This window comes from Paraburkholderia fungorum (genome assembly GCF_003610895.1).
Lineage (GTDB): Bacteria > Pseudomonadota > Gammaproteobacteria > Burkholderiales > Burkholderiaceae > Paraburkholderia > Paraburkholderia fungorum_B.
The window spans coordinates 30,927-51,419 of record NZ_MCAS01000014.1 but is presented as its reverse complement, the minus strand read 5'-3'; the positions used below and the strand labels follow the sequence as shown (position 1 = coordinate 51,419).

19 protein-coding genes are annotated in these 20,493 nt (G+C 60.9%); 11 read left to right on the top strand and 8 right to left on the bottom strand.

Annotated elements, in window-relative coordinates; all coding sequences use genetic code 11:
• The first annotated feature begins 38 nt into the window (after positions 1–38).
• From BCY88_RS15875 to BCY88_RS15860, 3 genes are all read left to right on the top strand, one after another.
• A complete protein-coding gene (locus tag BCY88_RS15875; protein ID WP_120345207.1) occupies positions 39–665 on the top strand; it encodes a helix-turn-helix domain-containing protein in 627 nt (208 codons plus the stop codon).
• Positions 666–770: 105 nt separating this feature from the next.
• Complete coding sequence (locus BCY88_RS15870) at positions 771–1,169, top strand: DUF2471 family protein (RefSeq protein ID WP_120345206.1); 399 nt, start codon at positions 771–773, stop codon at positions 1,167–1,169.
• 64 nt (positions 1,170–1,233) lie between these two features.
• Entirely contained in the window at positions 1,234–2,301 is a 1,068-nt protein-coding gene (locus BCY88_RS15860) for a tyrosine-type recombinase/integrase (RefSeq protein ID WP_120345205.1), read from the top strand.
• Between the two features lie 88 nt (positions 2,302–2,389).
• Here BCY88_RS15860 and BCY88_RS15855 read toward each other — a convergent pair whose 3' ends face one another.
• Positions 2,390–3,595 (bottom strand): DNA-binding protein, encoded by a 1,206-nt coding sequence (locus BCY88_RS15855; protein WP_120345204.1) that lies wholly within the window; start codon positions 3,593–3,595, stop codon positions 2,390–2,392.
• Between the two features lie 1,962 nt (positions 3,596–5,557).
• Here BCY88_RS15855 and BCY88_RS15845 point away from each other — a divergent pair.
• Positions 5,558–6,907 carry a replication initiation protein gene (locus tag BCY88_RS15845; RefSeq protein WP_120345202.1) on the top strand — a complete coding sequence of 450 codons (1,350 nt, stop codon included), beginning with the start codon at positions 5,558–5,560 and terminating at the stop codon, positions 6,905–6,907.
• 76 nt (positions 6,908–6,983) lie between these two features.
• Here the strand turns inward: BCY88_RS15845 and BCY88_RS15840 are convergent, their stop codons facing one another.
• Both BCY88_RS15840 and parA read right to left on the bottom strand, forming a co-directional pair.
• Positions 6,984–8,027, bottom strand: coding sequence for a ParB/RepB/Spo0J family partition protein (locus BCY88_RS15840; protein ID WP_120345201.1), 1,044 nt, complete (start codon positions 8,025–8,027; stop codon positions 6,984–6,986).
• Between the two features lie 24 nt (positions 8,028–8,051).
• Positions 8,052–8,714: a ParA family partition ATPase gene (gene parA, locus BCY88_RS15835; protein ID WP_028195981.1), complete on the bottom strand. Its 663-nt coding sequence runs from the start codon at positions 8,712–8,714 to the stop codon at positions 8,052–8,054.
• A gap of 954 nt (positions 8,715–9,668) precedes the next feature.
• Here parA and arsC point away from each other — a divergent pair.
• The gene (gene arsC, locus BCY88_RS15830) at positions 9,669–10,028 is read left to right on the top strand and encodes an arsenate reductase (glutaredoxin) (protein ID WP_120345200.1); all 360 of its coding nucleotides are present in this window, start codon (positions 9,669–9,671) and stop codon (positions 10,026–10,028) included.
• Positions 10,029–10,057: 29 nt separating this feature from the next.
• Here arsC and BCY88_RS15825 read toward each other — a convergent pair whose 3' ends face one another.
• A complete protein-coding gene (locus BCY88_RS15825; RefSeq protein ID WP_120345199.1) occupies positions 10,058–11,041 on the bottom strand; it encodes a sulfonate ABC transporter substrate-binding protein in 984 nt (327 codons plus the stop codon).
• A 226-nt stretch (positions 11,042–11,267) separates the two neighbouring features.
• Between BCY88_RS15825 and BCY88_RS15820 the strand changes: the two genes are divergently transcribed.
• Positions 11,268–12,644 (top strand): GntT/GntP/DsdX family permease, encoded by a 1,377-nt coding sequence (locus BCY88_RS15820; RefSeq protein WP_120345198.1) that lies wholly within the window; start codon positions 11,268–11,270, stop codon positions 12,642–12,644.
• 171 nt (positions 12,645–12,815) lie between these two features.
• Positions 12,816–13,106, top strand: a complete 291-nt coding sequence (locus BCY88_RS15815) for a DUF1272 domain-containing protein (RefSeq protein WP_120345197.1) — start codon at positions 12,816–12,818, stop codon at positions 13,104–13,106.
• 111 nt (positions 13,107–13,217) lie between these two features.
• Here the strand turns inward: BCY88_RS15815 and BCY88_RS15810 are convergent, their stop codons facing one another.
• Both BCY88_RS15810 and BCY88_RS15805 read right to left on the bottom strand, forming a co-directional pair.
• Positions 13,218–13,421, bottom strand: coding sequence for a zf-HC2 domain-containing protein (locus BCY88_RS15810; RefSeq protein ID WP_120345196.1), 204 nt, complete (start codon positions 13,419–13,421; stop codon positions 13,218–13,220).
• Positions 13,408–14,016, bottom strand: coding sequence for an RNA polymerase factor sigma-70 (locus tag BCY88_RS15805; RefSeq protein WP_120345195.1), 609 nt, complete (start codon positions 14,014–14,016; stop codon positions 13,408–13,410). Before BCY88_RS15805 ends, BCY88_RS15810 begins: the two co-directional genes overlap by 14 nt.
• Before the next feature lie 464 nt (positions 14,017–14,480).
• Between BCY88_RS15805 and BCY88_RS40365 the strand changes: the two genes are divergently transcribed.
• The 4 genes from BCY88_RS40365 to BCY88_RS15790 all read left to right on the top strand — a co-directional run bounded on the left by BCY88_RS40365 (position 14,481) and on the right by BCY88_RS15790 (position 16,550).
• Positions 14,481–14,612, top strand: coding sequence for a hypothetical protein (locus tag BCY88_RS40365; RefSeq protein ID WP_259461420.1), 132 nt, complete (start codon positions 14,481–14,483; stop codon positions 14,610–14,612).
• Between the two features lie 540 nt (positions 14,613–15,152).
• Positions 15,153–15,437 carry a hypothetical protein gene (locus tag BCY88_RS15800; RefSeq protein WP_120345194.1) on the top strand — a complete coding sequence of 95 codons (285 nt, stop codon included), beginning with the start codon at positions 15,153–15,155 and terminating at the stop codon, positions 15,435–15,437.
• Positions 15,437–15,718, top strand: a complete 282-nt coding sequence (locus BCY88_RS40710; protein ID WP_120345193.1) for a DUF6723 family protein — start codon at positions 15,437–15,439, stop codon at positions 15,716–15,718. The genes BCY88_RS15800 and BCY88_RS40710 overlap by 1 nt, the downstream gene beginning before the upstream one ends.
• A 277-nt stretch (positions 15,719–15,995) precedes the next feature.
• Positions 15,996–16,550, top strand: a complete 555-nt coding sequence (locus BCY88_RS15790; protein ID WP_120345192.1) for an NADPH-dependent FMN reductase — start codon at positions 15,996–15,998, stop codon at positions 16,548–16,550.
• 78 nt (positions 16,551–16,628) lie between these two features.
• Here the strand turns inward: BCY88_RS15790 and BCY88_RS15785 are convergent, their stop codons facing one another.
• Positions 16,629–17,675, bottom strand: coding sequence for a hypothetical protein (locus BCY88_RS15785; protein WP_120345279.1), 1,047 nt, complete (start codon positions 17,673–17,675; stop codon positions 16,629–16,631).
• A 211-nt stretch (positions 17,676–17,886) separates the two neighbouring features.
• Entirely contained in the window at positions 17,887–20,175 is a 2,289-nt protein-coding gene (locus BCY88_RS15780) for a hybrid sensor histidine kinase/response regulator (RefSeq protein ID WP_120345278.1), read from the bottom strand.
• Positions 20,176–20,493: the final 318 nt, after the last annotated feature.

The following is a 20,493-nucleotide window of genomic DNA, read 5'->3' as shown; positions in this document are numbered from 1 at the left end:
TCCGGTATGTCGAACAACTCTAAACGATAGGTCAGTAAATGGCAAGTTCGGGAAACCGCCGTGCAGCAGCCAACACGGCACCTTCTTCCGGCGCGGGCACGGTAGCGGCGATCGCGGCGCCGCCTCGTGTGGGCGAGCAGATTCAGCGTCTGCGCGCCGAACGGCGCATGACGCTCGACGACCTGTCGCGCGCGGCCGGCGTATCGAAATCGATGCTCTCGGAGATCGAGCGCGACAAGGCCAATCCGACGATCGCGGTCGCGTGGCGCCTGACCAACGCGCTCGGCGTCAGCCTCGATTCACTGTTCGCGCCGCAAAAACCGCCGGAGGCGATCGCCGTCTCCGGTCCGCACGACATCCCGACGTTGAGCGGGCACGAGGCCAAGTATCAGTTACGTGTTTGGGGGCCGATCGAGTTGGCCGGCAAGTTCGAGTGGTATGAACTGACGCTGCAAGCGGGCGGGGCGCTGGTGTCGAACGCGCACGAGCCCGGCACGCGTGAGCATCTGACGGTGCTGCAGGGATCGATCGAGATCGAGGCGGCGAGCACGACGAAACGGCTCAAGGCTGCGGACACCGCGCGTTACGTCGCCGACGAGCCGCACGCGATCCGCAACGCCGGCAAGGGCGAGGCGAAAGCCCTGCTAGTGGTGATTCACGGCTGACAGGCAGGCGCACCGTTGCGGGCTTTTGGCGGAATTGTCCGTTCGGCCAAGGTTGCACGAGACACTGTATATTTGTACAGTACAGGGTATCGACTGGAGCCGATAATGAACGACCTGACGACCGACCAAACCGAGCATGCTCTGGCCGCGCTGCGCTATCAAACCGCGGCGCGCGATCTTGAACACATCGTACGCAACATCGCTGCACGCTACATCGTTCAGCAGGTGCCGCTCTCGTGGCGCCTGCTCCATGCAATCGAAGCCGAAGCGCTGGCGGATCTCGGGTTTGCCAGCCGTCACGACGCCATCATGCTCGGCCTGTTCCAGCGGCCGTCGGAGCTGCCGTATCCGGAAACGGACGAAGCCGTGGACTTCGGCACGTCCACCGCGTTGCCTGCGGTGTTTGCATTTGCCGTCTCGGCCTATGAAGAGGCGGCACGCCGCGCCGCGCAACCCGCCTCCAAAGACGCGCCGCTAAAACACGCGCGGGCCTGGGGCGACTGATCTCAGGCGCTGTACTTTCACCGGTTGCCACCTACAATATGCGCAACTAACGGAAAGCTAGCGCATGTCACCTCCCAATCTGTCCGACCCGGTCCCTCGCCCTGCGCCGTCAACCGATCTTTTCGATCGGGAACGCGAAGACTGGCGCCGCGATCCTCAAATTGCTTTCGACGCATGGCTTGCCAAGCAGCATTTCCGACGTTCCTCCGCGGAAGTCTATCAAGCGCAGTGGGGGCTTTTCCTCGACTGGCTTGCCGTTCGCCGAAAGAGTCTGGTCACGGTCGATACCCAAACCATCGCTGAGTTCGTGGGCGGCCTTGCGATCAGAAAACCGCAACGCGTCAGGTATTTGCGGCTCATTGAAAGGGTGTTGGACCACGTGCGCGAGATTGAATCCGCGTCCACCAATCCGGCACGTTTCATTGCTCAGGATGGGGACGCGGCATGGCGAAATGCACGCGATAACGAGCCAACCGGTTTTCTCAACCATGCCGAACGGGCCGCGCTCATTGCACAACTGTTTTCGCCTTTGCCAGCCTTGTCCGCAGCGCAACGCTGGAGAGAGCGACGCGATCGTGCGTTGATTGCAGTGTTTCTTGGTGGTGGGCTAAAGACAGGGGAGGCCGCCGTTCTTACGGTTAGTTGCGTGAATGTGGGATCCCCCTGGGTCACGATCGAATCCGCGAATCCGATGCTAACGCGGCGTACGCGACTCGCGCCTTTTGCGGCCGCGATTCTCGATGCATGGCTCGCCGAACGGCGCCTGTCCGAACTGGCCGGCAATCTCGTTTTTCCCGCTTCACCTTCCGGGCGGCCAATGCACAAGGCAACCATGCTCCGCGCAGTCGACGCATTGATCGACGCGGCGGGCGTTGCGGCGTCGCGAGTTTCACGCGCGAGTCCGCAAACCTTGCGCAACACCTTTGCTGCAGACCTGTTCGAGAGCGGGGTTGAGGCGGAACTGGTTGGGCAATGGTTGGGATTTGTGCAGGCGGTGTCTTCCAACCGTTTGTATCGAGCGTGGCAAAAGTGGATGGATCAGCAGGATTCGCCGATCGCCGATGCACCGGATCCAGCCGCTCCACCATTGCCGACGCCTAGGCACGACGGGCGTTTGACGAGAAAAGGGTGATCGGGCGAGCCCTGAAAATACTCACCCTTGGGGTCCCGAATTTCCTCACCTTTGACGATTTAGCCGCTATGACGGCCACGCCGGGCCGTCATGCCGACGCCGCAATCGAGCCATTCGACAGAAACCGGCTAACCGCCTCCAGCCTTGATTCGCCGAGTCCTGACGAGTGATCGCACTCGGGGCACTGTAGTTCGAAGCGGTGATCCACTTGGGATAGCTCAGGCTCACCTTCGTCACATTTCGGGCAGCGCAGCGGCAGAGTGACATGACCGTCTGCTGCGGTGCCGATCACGGACAACTCGGTGCTCGTGAGGCGGCCCGCTTCGACCAACGAACACAGCAGGCCCGCGATCGCCGGGTCGATACCTTGCTGGCCGCGCAACACGGCGATTTCCTTTGTCAACGCGTCCACTTCGTCCGATTGCTCGCGCAGTTGCGCGTCGAGCCGGTCGCTGCGTGCCTTGGCTGCGGCGATCTGCTGGATAAACTCGAACTCCTTGCGGCTCGCGTCACGTACCCCCGATTGATAGGTGGCCGCCATGCTGCGCAACGAATCCAGTTCGACGAGCATTGGCTTCACACGCCGTTCGGCTTCCGCGACTGCGTCTTTGATCTGCTGCGCATAGTGTTCGGTGCTTTGGCGCAATTCGACATGCAGTGCATCAATTCGGTCGCGAAGCGTCGCGTTGGTCGCCTGTTCGGTTTCGAGGCGTTGACGCAGCGTTTCGTTCTCGCTGTCGAGCCGGCGCACTGTTGCCAGCAAGCCTTCCTGGTGAGCGGCCCCGTGTGTTGCGCTGCTGGATAGCTCAGTCTCCAGCGCGCGAACCCGTTCCCACGCGACTTCCGCTCTCAACTCGCTGCGTTTGATGGCCTCTTCCGACACGTCGCGGCGAATTTCGGCTTCTCGCGCAAGTTGGTCCGCGGCGGTGAGTTGGGCCCGAATTTCTTCGCGTTCGCTCTCCATGGTCGCACGCGCCTGGACGACGGCTTCTTCAAAGAGCGCCCCCAACAATTCTCCGGCACGCTCTTCCAATGCTTTCGGAATGGCGCCGGCACCGACTTTCACGCGCGACACCGTTCTGATGCGTTCCCAAAAGTGATCGATGTCCTTCGGAATGTCGCTTGCACTGCCTGTTTGGGTCAGGTCACGAACGGCAGCCATAGACGGGCGAATGCCCAAATCGAAAAAGAGTCGCTTGCAAGCATGCAGCGACAGTTCTTGACGTCGCGCCCCACTTGCTCTCAACGACTCAAGCTCGTGGCGGATCGCTTGCCGCTCCTGGTCCAGATTCATGTACACCTCGATATCGCACGAATTGGATGAATCATAACAATTTACGTATCGTTTGCTACGTATTTATTGATGGAGGGTGTTAGTCGGGCAATTAGCGTGTTTCTGAGCCGCTGGAAGGTGGCTAGATCGGGGCAAGCCTGGTTTTTCCGTGAAACAAAACGAAGACTAGCCAATAAGCCTTTGTAAATAAAGCGCTTTCAGTAGTTTCTTTCTGATCGCGCACTGTTTCACGGGCGAATGATGAGAGCGGGGTGGTGGAGAGGTTTTGTCCGAAGGACACGCGGGGGGAATTCTAGAGAGTAATAAAAGTAAACACCTTTGAACCCATGTTAAAAACGTTAACGCCATGGCAAACCCTTACCTGGCGGGAGTTTCAGCCCGGTAAGGTGAAGCTTTGCGGGAGAGGTGGTGAGGTCTTGCGGGAGCATTGAGTGATGAGGTTCGGGGACCTCGGTGAGTGGGTCCGGGACAGAACGTGAGCGGGTTCAGGAGCCTGCCCCAAAGTGCAGTTTGGCTAAAGGTGAGATTTTGCGGGACCTGGTCGTCCGGGATCGCCCGGCAGCGCTCAAAAGTTGATGCTGAGGGCGGCAATCGTAAAGGTGAGCACTTTCGGGACCACCTTGGATCCCGTTTTTTGACCTTATTTGGGCCTCGTAAACCCCATTGGTGAGTCGAGACGGGAGAAAACGCGAACTGAAGGTGAGGCTTTCCGGGGTTGGGGTGTCATTTTTGCCTCAATTTTGTGCATTTCGAAGCTTAAGGTGAGCGTTTTCGGGAGCCGGATCGGATTTGGGCCGAAATCCAACGCATCTGCGTCGACGGGTTCTCAACCACGCTTCAGGAAAGGTGAGCGAATTCGGGAGATGAGGATCAGTACGAATGCTGGGTCATCGGATAGCCTGTTTTTGGCTAAAGGTGAGGTTTTTCAGGAGCCTTTTGGGGCGCTCGCGATCGCTAAGGTGAGGAAATACAGGATCGAAATCGTCGTAATGGGTCGGAAAAGCCCTACAGACGCTGTTGGAGTCGTTTGGATTTTGAGGCTGCTCAATTCTTAAGGTGAGGCTTTTCGGGGCTCCTTTGGCTGCAATCGGAAACGCCGGATTTCGATGAAAAGCTGCTAAAGGTGAGGAAATACGGGAGCATGTGTGCGGGAGCTGGCTAGAAGTGATTGGCTAACCCAATGAAATCATTGGTTATTTTTTGTGCGCTGCGCAAAGGTGAGGTTTTTCGGGGGGCCGTTTTCAGGACTCGGAAAACCTCTTTCCAGCTCATTGGTGAGACTTTTCGGGAGTATTTATCGGTGCTTTTTAGGACCTCCAGGTCTGAAGGCCTCGTCATTCCAAGCGCTCAGCTTGGGCTAAGGTGAGCTTTTTCGGGGGCATTTGTCCCGCGTTGGATATATCGCCTGCGTTGCCGCGCGCTGTTTGTCTGTTTATCTGCTTGCGAGCACGGCATCCGTTTACCCAAACGGACGTGTAGTGGTTGCGGTATGTCTCTCCGCACGACGAAGGCCACAGGATCACAAGCGAGGGATGCCGGGGCCGACGAGCTTCGCTGCGGTGCACACGTGGATAGGAGGCCCGATGGCCTTGCCGGGCGCCTACCCCTTCCCTCTCCGCTGAAATAGGCCGAAGCGCTTTCGCGCCATCAGCTCGGTGCAAGTGCGCGCTATTCGTTACGTGCGCCTCGCCAAAATTCAAGAGAATTTTTTTGAGGTGAGAAGATTCGGGATCGGATAGCTGCCATTCGCCGGAGGCCGAAATCGGTCGACATTTCGGGAGGCCGCGGCCTGTAAGGATGCCCTGAACCTGGTGTGAAACGCGTGAGGTGAGGGTTTTCGGGAGTTGCTCGAGGTGAGTCACGCCTCGTAAGCTCACTTCACCGGGAACGGTGAGACCCATGCTATAGACGCCTATCACCACAGCCGGTATGCTCTCGCCAAATCCCTCCCCGACCAGACGCATGGCCACGAAGCGCGCGAAGAAGACAGATGTAGTCAGCCCGAGCTCGGCCGAATTGCGCAAGGCCGTCGAGGCGATCGCTATCCAGCCCAAGAGCGGCAAGATCACGCTCCTCACCCGCAAGCTGTTCAACGTTCTCCTTGCCGTCGCTCAGCAAGCTGACGAGTCCGGCGACACTTATCGGGCCTTGCTCTCCGACATCGTTGCCAATTCCGCGTTCGATTCGAATGACACGGCGCTCGTGAAAGAGCACCTGCGGCGTATGGTGTCGGTGCAGGTCGAATGGAGTACCGGTACATCCAGCCAGAAGCCGGGCCGGAAATGGGGTATCTCCACGCTGATTGCCGACGCGGAAATTCTCGAAGATCCCACCACTCGCCGCGTCTGGGTAGAGTTCTCGTTCGCGCCAAAGATCAAGAAGAAGCTGCTCGATCCGGTTCAGTATGCGCGGCTGAGTCTGCAGTTCCAGAGCCAGTTGCGCAGCAGCGCGGGTCTCGCACTTTACGAGATTTGCGTTCGCTACCTGACTAACCCGAGCCATCTCACGATGCGCGAGTCATGGGAATGGTGGCGCCCTATCCTCTCCGGCACCCCCGACACCGAAGCGGGCGACGAGGCGAAGCGCGAGTACAAATACTTCAAGCGCGATTACCTGCGCCCGGCCATTGCCGAAGTGAATGCAGTCACCAATATCTTTGTCGAGTTGATCGAGCATCGGGAAGGGCGGCGGGTCGCCGAGATCCAGTTCCGCGTGACCGAGCGCAAGCAGCCCATGCTTGCACTCGACGAACACCCGAATGTGTTCGACAGCACCCTGGTCGACCGGATGGTGAAGATCGGCATTCCGCTGAAGGAAGCACAAACGCTGTATGCCGATAGCGAAGAAAACCGCATTCGCGCGGCTCTTCAGATGACCGAGCAACGCATGCGCAGCACGTCCTTACCTGCGGTGCGCAGTGCACCGGCTCTGTTCAAGGATGCGTTGAAGAAGGGCTATGCGCCGCCGGTTGAGGCGCTGCCGTCCGGAAGCGGTGGCAAAGCCGCGGTGGCCGCGCCGGCAGACGATCTGAAGGCGCGTCTGCTTGGCGAGTACTCGGCGGTTCGCCGCAAGGAAGCGCGGGGGCTTTACGAAGAGCAAGGTGAGTCCGAGCGGGAGCTCGCACGCAAGTCGTTCGAAGAGGACGAGTTGCCGGATCTCGGCACCCATATGCGGGACGACTGGCGCCGGCGCGGGCTGGACTCGAAGATTGTCGAAACGGCGTTCTTCGATTGGCTGGCTCGCAAAACCTGGGGCGAACCCACCGACGGCGACCTGCTCGCCTTCACGCTGAGCCAATCGCGCGCGGCGTAATCGTCAGATCGCATCAAAAAACGGCGGCCACTTTCGTGTGCCGCCGTTTTTTTTCCCGCTAAGGCTTTCCCTTCCGTTACTTCAACATCTTTTCGATCTGGCGAAGAATGTCGTCCCGCTTCTCACGCGTAAGGCCCTTCAGACGAAGTTCGATCCGATCGTCCCCATACGATTTCAGATCGCCGACGGCGACACCGCCAAGCTTGATTTCCAGACGCTGCGCATAGCGCTGCCGGCCTGCTGGCTTGGTACTTTCCTGGGCGCTCGCCCTGCCCTTCACGATGTCCGCGACTTGCCGCGTGCTCAGGTCGTCCGAGAGGATCTTGTTGATCAGGCGCAGCGTAGCGTCGGCGCCGCGGGCAGTGTGATATCGGCCCACCTGATACGCCATGTTTGAACCAAAGCGGTCAGGCCGCGCGACCATCTCATGCATTACCGCCTCGGGCAGCTTTGCGATCGACAGGGCGACCGCGACGGTCGACTCGTCCAGGCCAAGATGTTCGGCGAGCTCCTTCTGGCTCTGGAAATGCCGATCGTCGAGAAAGCGTTTCCAGACGACGGCGTTATCGAACACCGTCTGCGAATCGCGCTGGACGTTGAGGTCGTAGCCGAGCTTGTAGCTTTCGAGGCCGATCGGCAGATCGATAACGATCGCCTTCACGGCTTCCTTGTTCGCTTCTTTAAGTGCGCGTACGCGTCGGCCGCCATCGCTGACAAAGTAGCTGCCGGGATTGTCGTAATCGGGGATGACGTGAATCGCCTGCTGCTGCCCCTGCTTCGCCAGATTGACGGCGAGTTCGGCAATCGACGATTTCAGATAGAAATGGCGCGGATTGAATGGACTCGGCTTGATCGTTTTGAGCGCAAGGTCGATGACCTGGCCCGGACGGTAAGCGTGTTCGATCCGCCACGCGCGATAGGCCGCTGACTCATTGGCGGTATCGATGTTGTCGGCTTCCGCGGCGTCCTGCGCTACCAGGGGTTGAGTGGTACGGCTCGGTACCTCGCCGGTCTTGACCATGCTGTCGATCGCATTCAGGCGATCGAGGGCGGTTCGCTTTTCACTGCTGGTCGTATCAGGACGTGCTTGAAAGCCTTTGGCGAATTGGGAGGGTTTCATTCAGGGTCCTTTATGCGCATAAATTCAGGGGAGCAGGGCTGCGATCTCATTGGCGCACGCCCGTACTTCGATGGCGGCGAGCTTGGCACCGCGATCGTTCATCTGAAGCACTGTTTGTCCTAACGCCATCGCCTGCTTGTAGGCTTCGCGCGTTGGGATCTGGGTCTTGAGTAGTGGGAAACCGAGTTCTTCCAACGCGCGCTTCAGTTCGCGCGTCAGCATCCGTTTCTCTTCGGTCTTATTCAGCAGAAAGACTGCGCGCAGGTCTTCGTTCATCACCTGGGCCTGTTGTACGAGCTTCACCAATCCGACGCTGGACCAATAGTCCGCTGGCGACGACGACGTCGGCATAATCGCTACGCTCGCTGCGAGCAACACGACGCCGGACACTTTCTCGGTGATCGAGGGCGGGCAGTCGACAACGATGATGTCGTAGTCCGCCACGAATTTCTTGATCTCGCGATGGATCTGGCTGCCGGCTTCGGAGAGATTGACGACCGGAAAAGGGATGCCGGTTTCGCCGTCGGATGATGCGCTGGCCCAATGGATCAGCGTGTTTTGACCATCTGCGTCTACGACAAGGACACGCTTGCCTTTCTCATGGAACGCAGCCCCGAGATGCATCGCGATTGTGCTCTTCCCGACCCCGCCCTTCTGCTGAGTTACCGCGATGATTTCTGCTGCCACAATCTTAACCTCCTCTTTTTAGACGCAAATGGATTTTACCTGGTTGAATTTTCATTTCAATCGTTTTTGTGTAAACACGAGAAGAACTAGCCGTTCAGGATAGGTTTATGCGCATAAAGGATGTGGGCATGGCTGGCGATGGCGCCACAGCAATGGTGACGCGAGCAGTTCTAACACCGCGGTGAAGTCCGGGAGATGTCAGAAGGTGTGAGGGCGAAGAGAATGAAGAGGCCGCGATCCAGCCGATTGACGTGCGCTCGGAGATGGACCGGGAAGTGTCAACCATGTCCCCGCACACCTGTCTGTTATGTCTCCGGTCCATACACTGAGCCAGGTCTGGTCTTGTTACCCCGGGTTTTGCATGACCAGGTCAGGCTGACGACCCTAATGGGTAGGTGCGCATCGCTATCGCCCGCCTGCCGCTTCGCGTAGACACCTTTATGCGCATAAACCTTTCGGACATGGCTCATGGGCCGATTCGGCGCAGAGCTTGCCCGCGCGCGGGGGGGGCGGCGCATGATCTCGTTGGCTTGGCTTGGCTTGGCTTGGCTTGGCTTGGCACGGCACGGCACGGCACGGCACGGCACGGCACGGCACGGCACGGCACGGCACGGCACGGCACGGCACGGCACGGCACGGCACGGCACGGCCACCTGGGACCAAGGCCGGCGATAGTGCTCCCTCCTCAACGCAAACAGATGCGATTCCACACGATACGAACCGAAGCATCGCGCGGAGCAACCTACGCCGTGCCCAATCACGTGGCGGCAAAAACGCCAGCCGGTACTTTATGCGCATAAACCGGACGGCTTCACTCGCCAACAGACCAGGGCCAAACCAAACTCAATCGCCCCAACACACCGCCTCGGCTAGTGCCCCACTCGATCCGTCGCTCCCGCTAAAATCTCCGCAAGAATCGCCACGCAACCCAGAACCAACACAGCCCAGCCAACCATGATCACCATCTACCACAACCCTCGTTGTTCAAAATCTCGCGCCACGTGTGACCTGGTCGCCAGCGCCTACAACAGCACAAGCGAACCAACGGAAATTGTCGAATACCTGAAGCAGCCACTCACGGTCGCGCAGCTTGAACAACTCCACGCGCAGTTAGGCTGCACAGTCCGCGAGATGATTCGCGACACCGAAGCCGAATACAAGACGCTGGACCTCGCCAACCCCACGTTGAGCGACGCTCAGTTATACGAAGCATTGGCAACGCACCCCATCCTCCTGCAACGACCGATCGTCGTGCGAAACGGGCGAGCCGTGATTGGCCGCCCGCCGGAAAATGTCGAAGCGCTATTCGCCTGAACGTCGAAACATCACGACCCAGGTGATCTCTAGGCCTTGGCCGGCAAGGCAGCGTCTTTCGTCACGATCTTTGTCGGGATGATGCGTAATTCGCTGAACGTGTCGGCGATACGTTGTTGTTCCGCGAGTACGTTCGCGTCGATGGGTTTGTAGATGTGCGCGTAATGCCGCAAACCCGCTTCGATCACGCTGGCGTCGAGCCCTTGAATCGGCGCGAGCTGTGCGGCCGCTTCGCTGTAGTGACCGCGCACCCACACCCCCTCCTTGCCCACCTCATCCATCACGATCGCGAGCACGTCACCGTTTTGTTCTGCAAACGGCCGCGCGCTCAGGAAGAACTGGTGGTGGCTCACGATACCTTCGGCGTCCGCAAGCAGGCGGGCGTTCGACTGACGTTTTGCCGCCTCGAGGAAAGGATCCCAGATCGCCCATGCGTCGATCGACCCGCGTTCGAAGGCCGCGCGCGCATCGGCGGGTGCGAGAAAGACGGGTTGAATTTCGCTGTATTTCACGCCGTTCTTCTGTAATGCGGCAACCAGAAACCAGTGAACGTCCGAGCCCTTGTTGAAGGCGATTTTTTTGCCCTTCAGATCCGCGAGTGTTTTGATCGGCGCGTCCTGATGCACGAGGATGCCTTCGGCGTGCGGCGTCGGGATCTCATAAGCGGTGTAGACGAAATTCGCGCCGGCTGCCTGCGCGAATACCGGCGGCGCCTCGCCGACATAACCGAAGTCGATCGCGCCGACATTCAATCCTTCGAGCAATTGCGGCCCGGCGGGAAACTCCGTCCACTTGACCGTGATGCCAAGCGGCGCGAGCCGCTTTTCGAGCGTGCCATGCGCTTTTAGCAGCACAAGCGTGTTGGCCGCCTTCTGATAGCCGATGCGAAATTCCTTCGCATGCGCATCCGCCGCGAAGACCGACGTGGAGACAATGGGCAAGGCCGCGGCGGCCAGCGAGGCGCCCACGCCGGCGATGAACGCGCGGCGATTGAGCTGCGGATGACGGGACATAAAAGTGCTCGTTAAAAAACGGACGCAAAACGGACCGATTGGCTCCGACGATAATTCGTCTGCAAGCCTGGATGAACCGATAAATTCGCATAAGCAAATCACTCGCAAGGGCACAGGCACATCCGCGGTTCCTGGCTGCGCGCCTCGCAGCGTCAAATCATCGTGCCCCGCTACAATCCGTCATCCGCGCGCAGTAGCGGCTGCGTCTATTGAAAAAAGGGACATCGTGCATCTGACGACAACACTCGCGCCGTGGTCATCCCACGACACTCAACTGATCTTGTCGTGCTTGCTTGGGCTCGCACTGATCATCGTCTTCATTAGCGTGCTGAAGCTCGCGCCGTTTCTCTCGATTCTGGTCGGCACGTTCGCGGCCGGCTTTTCGGCCGGTCTGCCGCTGGAAGCGGTGGCCAGCGCATTCAGCAAAGGTGCCGGCGCATTGCTCGGGGACGTCGGCATCATCATCGCGCTTGGGGCGATGCTCGGTGCGCTGATGGCGGACTCAGGCGCCGCCGACCGGCTCGTCTCGACCATCCTGAAGCACTCCACGCCACGCACGCTGCCGTGGTTGATGGCGCTCGTGGCGATCATCGTCGGCTTGCCGCTCTTCTTTGAAGTCGGTCTGGTGATGATGGTGCCGATCATCTTCGTTATGGCGCGCCGCTCGCAGCAGCCGATCCTGCGTATCGCGATTCCCGCGCTGGCCGGCATGACCACGCTGCACGCGCTGCTGCCGCCGCATCCGGGTCCGCTGATTGCGGTGAGCGCGCTGCATGCCGACCTCGGCCTGACGCTCGGTTTCGGCCTGATCGTCGCGATCCCGGCGGTCATTCTCGCGGGTCCGGTCTACGGCATCTGGTTGTCGAAACGGATGCACGTGGTCGAGCCGGAAGAAATGGGCAAGCTTTTCAGCGCGTCGCAAAACACCGGTGAGCCGCCGAGTTTCGCGATCTCGCTCATCACCATCCTGCTGCCGGTCGTGATGATGCTGGGCCGCACGGTCGCCAAACTGCTGCTTCAACCTGAGACCTTCCTGTTCAACGCGCTCAATTTTCTCGGTGAGCCTCTGGTCGCGCTCGGCCTCACCGTGCTATTCGCGGTGGTGGCGCTCGGCTGGTCGCGTGGCATGCCGCGCGACCGGGTCGGCGGAATTCTGCGCAAGAGCCTGCCGCCGATCGCCGCGCTATTGCTGACCATCGGCGCGGGCGGCGGCCTCAAGCAGGCGCTCGTGGTGGCGGGCATCAGCACGACGATCGGCAAGATCGCGGTCGGCGCGCACGTGCCGCTGATTCTGCTGGCATGGCTGATCGCCGTCGCGCTGCGGCAGGCCACCGGTTCCGCGACGGTGGCGACCACTACCACCGCCGGTATCGTCGCTCCGGTCGTCGCGGGTCTCAGCGCGACGCACAATTCGCTGATGGCGCTTGCGATCGGCGCCGGCTCCGTGTTCTTCTGCCACGTGAACGATGCAGGCTTCTGGATGGTGCGCGAGTATTTCGGCTTGCAGTTGAAGCACACGGTAATGGTCTGGTCGGTGCTGCAGACGATCGTATCCGTCGTCGGCCTCGTCTTGACGTTCGCGTTGTGGACCGTGTTGACCTGAGTTCGCCAACCTGAGCCTGGCTGCAGGAATGGCAAACCAACGTGGCAGGAATTAAACCTGGCAGGAATTGACGCTCTGCTGTCAATTCCACGCGGCCCCGTCCGCTTACACTGCTTCGGTATAGGCGAGGTGCAGAACCGCACCTCGCTCCCCTGCCAACGTGGAGCCACCATGCTTGAACTGAGACCATCCTGCGAAGGGTGCGGCAAATCACTGCCGCCAAACGCACTCGACGCGATGATCTGCACATACGAGTGCACCTTCTGTGAAGCGTGTGCGCTCAGCGTGTTGCGCAACGTGTGTCCGAACTGCGGCGGTAATTTCCAGCATCGGCCGATCCGTACGCGTGCGCAGTTGGTCAAACACCCGGCTGGCGCCAAAGCGCATCCCATTTCCATCGACGAAGCGTCGCACGCCGGCTTCTTCGAACGCTACCGGAACACGCCGCCGGGCGAGCGCTAAAGAAGCCGAGGGTCGATGGGCAAGGGCAACGGTCCAATGCGCAGCCTTCCCCCGCCACCCCACCGTCGCCTGCCGCGCGGTTCAAAGTGCCGCTCAAACGCCGACGCCGTTTCAGTCGTCGCCGCCGTTCGCCCCCGGTGTCGCAATCCCGCTCACCGTATGCGCAGCCACGCGCAACAGGCGGATCTGTTTGCGGTAATTGCGGCAGCCGCTGCAGGTCGGCAGATGCAAGCGGATCGCGACCCATTCGCCGGTCGTCAAAGGACGGTCGAGCGCGTCCGACAGTAGGCGCGTGATGTTCTTACACTTCCCCATTCGCATCCTCTCTGGATAGGCCTTTTTCGCTCAGGCAAGTGCGTAGGCGCAGCCGCGCACGGTAGATCAGCACGCTGCAGTGGTTCGCGGTCATCTGCAATTCGGTGCAGATTGCGTCGGTATCGAGATCGAGAAATTCGCGCATCATGAATACGCGACCGATGTGCTCGGGCAGGTGTTCCAGACACATCTCGAACAAGGTCCAGAATTGCTGTTGACGCAGCGCGGTCTCCGGCGTCGGCCAGGGTTGCGGCTTGGCTTCGCGCGACCAGTGGCCGTTGTCCTTGAAGAGCTCGCGATCGAGCAGCGCTTCGCCGTCGATTTCGGATTCCAGCGCCGACAGGTTCACCGTGCGCTGCCGGGCGCGCAAGGTGTCGACCAGCTTATGCCGCAGGATGCCGAATACCCACGTCTTGTGTTCCGATTGCGCGGCAAACCGGTCGGCTTGCGTCCAGGCTGCGGCGAGGGCCTCCTGGACGGCGTCTTCGGCGGCAGCGGCATCGCGTAGTTGCAAACGGGCGAAGCGCACCAGGTCGCGCCGCAGCTGCGTCAGGTAGACGGGATCGTCGAGCGCCGGCCCGCTTACTTGCGCCATGGCAGGCTCCGTCGCCGCGCTTGCGGTTGCCGCATGTTTTCTTCTGAATCGTTGTGGTTCATAGGCGGGTGAGTTTCCTTGCGCAGTTCCCGGACGTGTGCGCCATTCTCCCGCACGTTCCTGCACAAGCGAATTGGTATTGAACATGTGCCCGCCAGCAAGCGATGACCTGATGACCTTAGTCGTGCCGCGACGGGGCTTATGACGGAACTGATGAAAGCAAAAAACATTATTGCGCAAAATGAAATCTACGCTGCAAGAACAAATTGCAACGTAGACGACACGTACGCTCATGCACGTCGCAAGGCAGGCCTCAAATCCGCGCCAATGTACGCCTGAATTATTTCACTATTTGAAAAAATGTCTTCTTCTCTTCGGTGTTTTTATGCGGACACTGAATCGCTATTCTTCAGTCCATCGATCGCATCCGATCGCAAACCAACGCACTGAAGAGGAGCTGCACCATGAAACGCATTCTTTCCGCCCTGATCGCTTCCGTCGCCCTGTTTGCCGCTGCTTCGGGCGCCGCCCAGGCGGCCGCACCGGCTCAATGCAGCGGCCCGGCATCGTACTGCAACGTGTTCTTCGGCAACTAATCGTCTGGGGAACGCAGCCGGACGCATGTTCCGCGATGTCCCGCGCGAATCCGCTGAAGAGGCAGGTTTTCGAAGTCAAAAAGGGCGCCAATGAAGGCGCCCTTTTTTGCATTTCACTCCGATACGTTCGACGCCTGAGCGCAGGGCTTGAGCGTGCTGAGCGTCGCCAAACGGTAAGCGGTACACAATACGCGGCACTCCGAAGCAACACCCGGGCCTGGTGCGCAAATGCGTCGAATGCCTGGGCTTCTAACGTGTTACAGTGGTTCATCAGCTTGCAGTTCTCCTGCGCGCCTTGCGCAGTCCCTCAGGCATCTGCCTCTGCATCGGCCTCTTACCACCGCGCCCTGAATCGAACGGGGTCCTTTCCTTCTACCGTGTTTTGCGATGTCGTCGGCATGGCCTGACAAAAGCGGCCGCTCGTCACGCGCATCACCGATCAACACGATGTTTTCGCTGCAACGCCGCGACTCGCCCGGCGTCACGCCGCACATATCAACGATACGTTCCAGGCGAGATCCTTCACAGGAGACGACCACTATGAACAATACGATCAGAAGCTACCGGGGCCTTGAGATTTATCCGCTGGTTTATCCACACCAGCCGCGCTCTCCCGATGGCGCCCGCCACTACGATGCAGGCTTCGACGCTTCCGTGCGAATTTGCCGGCGCGGTACCGACGACACGTTGACCAGCAGCCGTGTCTTTCACGTGCCGAGCCGTTCTCCGTTTGGCGCGGCCGGCGATGCGCGCATCGCATCGACGAGTTACGCGGAACGGGTGATCGACGGCATGGTTGCCGGCCAGTCGATCGCCGGCCTTTGATGCGCGCGCCGATGGCAAGTCATGTTTCCAGGCGCTCGCAGAGCGCGAGTTCCCCGCCACTCACTGGCCGCGCGAACTATCTGGTCGCGGTGTCGTCGCGTCGAACCTCCAGCGGGACCGTGCCGACGCTGAAAGTGACCCGCTTGAGCGACGAGCGCGTGATCTACCCGTTTCGGGGCCACGCGGATATGCCCTTCTTTGAAAATGCCGATGCCGCTCATCTGTTTGCCGAGACGTATGGCTGGCAGCTTGTGGATGGCGACATCGCCGTGCCGGAATGACGGCGCAAACGCGCGTTTGCCTCAAATCGTCCTAGGCCGAAGGCACGCTTGATTGACAAGGCAAAAGTACCAGTTATCCACAAGGTTATTCAGTGAATCTGTGGATAACTTTGGGTGCTACCGGGTTATCCACTGGCCGCAACTTTCGGTACGGAAGTCCGGGCAGCCGGATGCTGCGGTTTTTTTACCGGCTGTCGTCATCGCGACGCGGCTTTTGCCTATGATGGACAGTTCGTACCCTTTAGCGCGTCAAGCGCCTTACCTCAAGGAAGCGAACATGGCCTATCACATCGCAGTCGTTGTCGGCAGCCTGCGCCGCGAGTCGTTCAACCGCCGGTTGGCGCAAGCCGTGATTTCACTGGCGCCCGCAGACTTCACGTTCGAATTCATCGATATCGGCTCCTTGCCGCTTTACAGCCAGGATTACGACGCCGACTATCCCGAAGTCGCCAAACAGCTGAAACAGCGCGTCGAAGCTGCCGACGGCCTGCTGTTCGTCACGCCCGAGTACAACCGCTCCATGCCAGGCGTCCTGAAGAACGCGCTCGACTGGGGTTCGCGGCCGTGGGGCACCAATTCGTGGGGCAACAAGCCCGGCGCGGTGCTCGGCACCTCGCTCGGGGCGACCGGTACGGCGCTGGCACAACAGCATCTGCGCAATGTGCTGGCTTATCTCGACGTCGCCACGCTCGCCCAGCCGGAAGTGTTTATCAAGCACGACCCGGCGGTTATCAACGAGAAAGGCGAGATATTGAACGACGGCACCCGCCAGTTCCTGCAGACCTTCGTCGACCGCTACGTCGAGTGGGTTAGCCGTCAGACCGCTGCCTGACGCTCCATTCGCGTACGCGTCCAGATGAGAAGGCGCTGCCGTGACCTCACGGCCCGGCAGCGCGGCCACCGGGCCGGCCTACATGCGGCGATGTCCTGTGACCCTTTCCCAGCCGTGATGCACGGCGAGCTTGAAGCGCTCCCACGTGCTGTCTGGCGAGGTGGTTTCCCAATGACGGCGAGCCTCCGGTTCGATGTTGTCCCACTGCCGGTCGTGATAGTCCACGTCCCGGCCGATCTCCGCGCCGTAGCGGTAGGCCGGCGCGTAATCCTCATAGCGTGAGTTCTCGGCGGCGTATTGCTCGTCGTAGTGCGCGCGAAAATCCTCTTCGTATTCCAGATACTCGTTAGGAACCTGGCCGCCCAAACCCGCGGCGGCCTGCCCCGTTTCGGGAAGCACCTCCGAGGGCTGCAAGATCGCGCCCGAACCCGGCATCGAACCGGCGGCGATCGCGGTACGTCCCGCATCGTCGGCCAGCGGTGCGACGGACGGGCTAACGGGCTCGTACAGCGGCCGCTCCGTCAGCGGCGGCGGGATGAACGGCTCGGCATCGGTGCCCATGAGCGGCGGCGGATAGAGCGGATCGGACGGCGTGGCAGGCGGCGTGGTTGAACGGGGCGTCCCGGCGTCGGGCATCGCCGCGTCGCGCGGCGCCACGCCGGATGTCGTCACGCTCGATGTATGAGGCGTGCCGGGCGTTACCGCGCCGATACCGAGCTCGTCGAGTATCGAATGATCGCGGCTTGATTCCGACGGCGTGTCCCAATCGGGCGAGCGCTCGCCGATGTCGGTCGCGCCCAGCCTCTTCAGGGTATTGCGAGCGAGTTCCGCGTGCGATTCGCTTGCGGCGTTCACGCAGACCAGCACGGCGCCGCGACGCACAGCCTCGGCGTAACGGGCTGTCTCCGGCGCGCGCGTGCCGGTTGCAAACAGACTCGAGAGAAAACGTTCGATATTGGCGAGCACGCCGGAATTGGCGACCTCGTCGGTTGCGGAGCCGACGGAGGGTTCTGGATTTGCCTGCAACTCTATCGTCTCGCGTGCAAAACCGGTTTGCACAAGCGTGTCGCGCGCGGTTTCGGCTTGAGAATAGGTCTCGAATAAACCAATCACAGTGTGTCGCATGGTTGCCTCCCGACGGTTTTGCAGGAGCAGACGGCGCAACAGCGCGTCGGTCCCCTCAGAACCGTTGCAACGATCATGCCGGGCCCGGTCCACGGCATCCGCGCGCCTGCTGCTGGCCGCGGCGCCGATCGGGCTACGTGGAAAGCGCGGCATACCCCTGCCGCGCTTTTACAACCGCCGGTAATTGGCGGCGACGCTGACGCGCCTGGATTTACCCGGCCGGATGCTGCGCCGCGGCCGGATCAGCGCCGGTCTGCGCCAGATCGCGCTGGATGCCTTGAAGGAGTGTTTCCAGCAGCGCGATATCGAAAGGTTTAGGCAGCACCTTCACGTTCACATGCCGGGCGCGGTCGAGCTCTTCCGCGTAGCCGGTGACCAGGATGACGGGTAGCCGGGTGTCGAAAGCCAGCACCGCTTCGGCGAGATCGATGCCGTTCATCGTGCCGGGCATGTGGATGTCCGACAGCACCAGATCGAACGGCAGCGGCTCGCCGGTGCGTGCCTGCCTTGCGTGGGCGTCGTCGAACAGGCGCAGCGCGGTGTCGGCGTTGAATACGTTCGTGACCTGGTGGCCCATCATCTGCAGCAGGGCTTCGGTGCCGGCGGCGACTTCATCGTTGTCCTCGACCAGCAGAATGCGCAAGCCGTGTGGCGCGCTGCTTTCCTCGACGCCTGGCGCCGCCTGCACTTCGTCCGCAGGCGCGGCAGTGGCGCGCGGCAGATAGAGGCGCACCGAGGTGCCCGCGCCGATGGCGCTGTCGATCGCAGCAAGGCCGCCGGAGCGCTCGCAGAAGGCGAAAACCTGCGGCAGCCCGAGACCCGTGCCCATACCATTGGATTTCGTCGTGAAGAGCGGTTCGAAGGCGCGCGCGAGCACTTCAGGCGGCATGCCGCCGCCCGTGTCTTCCAGCGAGAGCTGCACGAAGTCGCCGGTCAGCGGAAAGCCGTCCTCGCGGCGGAAGCTGATATTGGCGGCGCGAACCGTGAAGCGGCCGCCGTTGGGCATCGCGTCGCGCGCGTTCACGGCGATGTTGATCAGCGCCAGTTCAAGCTCGGCGACGTCGACACGCATCGGCCAGATATTGACGCCGATGTCGATGACCAGCGAAATCTTCGCGCCGAGCGACGCGCGCAGCAGTTCGCGGCAGGCCGGCAGCCAACGCTCGAGCGCCAGCGTCTCGTTGCGCAGCGGCTGCTTGCGCGCGACGCCGAGCAATTGCCGGGTGAGCGACTGACCGCTCTTGAGCGCCCGCTCGATTGCCGACAACTCGCGGTCGAGCCCCGGCGTGCCGCGCCGCCGGGCGATCTGCACGTTGGCCGAGACGATCATGAGCAGATTGTTGAAATCGTGCGCCACGCTGCCGACCAGATTGCCCAGCGCCTCCATCTTGCGCGACTGGCGGTACGCGGATTCGATCGAGCGGCGCATCGAAGCCTCCGCCTGCCAGCGCTCCCACGCTTCCTCTTCGGCGCCAAGGCGGCGCAGCGACAGCCAGATCACGCACCACAGCACGACGGACGGCGTGAACATCGACAGGATCAACACGGTGAGATGCCGGTACCAGGCGCTCCAGATCGCCGAGGTGCGATAGGCGCACGACACGTACACCGGGTAGGCGCCGATGTGCCGGAACGCGAGGATTACGTTGTCCCCGTCGATGTCGGAACGCATCCGAACGACGCCGGCCCGCCGCCCCTGTTCCATTGCTACAGCCAGCGGCGACGCCGGCGCTAACGCCGTCGGCTCGCCAAGGCGGCGCGGATAGTGCGCGAGGACCGCGCCGTCAGCGCGCAGCAGGCTCATGGTCATCGGCGTGCCGTCGCTGCCGCCGAGCAGTTCGCGGTAAAAGGCGTCGAAATAGCTGGGTCGCAGCGCCACCGAGACAATTCCGGCAAACGCGTTGTCCGCGGTGCGGCGCTCCACGCCGGTGTTGAACACCTGCTCGCCCACCACATGTCCGGCCATGACTCTGGAGACATGTTCGAGGCCCTTGCCGTCGCGAATGCCGACGAAATCGTCGTGATCGGCAATCGACGACACCGGCGCGGGATAGAAACGGCTGGTGGCGAGCAGATCGCCCTCACGGCCGAAAATCGAAACGGCCGCCACCTGAGGGTAGCCGCCCCCCATGACGCGCAGCTTTTCGTGAATCTCGCTTTCCTGAGCGCGAACGCCGCTGTCGTCCAGACCTTGCGTCAGATCGACGATGCGCGCGTCCAGCGTCTCGTTCATGTCGAACACTTTGAGCGCGTGCTCTTCCGCCACGCGCACGGTGCGCAGCGTCACGTCGGTTGCGTCGGCCATGCGCCCGCGCAGATCGGTGAACGCCATTGCCGCGACGTACACGCACGGCAGCACGATGGCTATGATCAGCAGCGCGATCAGCGTGATGCGCCGGACGTGGAAATTCTGCTCCGGCACGCCAGGGAAGCGCGCCTCCTCCTGGCGGCTGGCAGGACGGCGGCTCGCGTCGGACGGGTCGAACCGGTCTGGTGTCATGGTCGATAACGCTAAGTCGTTCGGGGCAAAGGGCAGCGAGTCGGTTCCATACAAAAGCATAGACACGCAACGGCCGCTCTGGGTTACTGTGGCGAATGGTCGGCCCCTGATTTGTCTGCAGTTTGAATCAGTGACAAATCGAGAAGCGCAAACGTACACAAAAGTATAAATGTAAAAGAAAGCCTTCCAAATCTACCAAAATATTTTCAAAAATAGCGATTAATAGGGAAATCTCTTTAATCAATGCAAATTTGGCGTGTTGCCTTTCCACCGTTTTGCTTCGAAAATCGACGCCATCACAAAAATAATGCGTCCGCC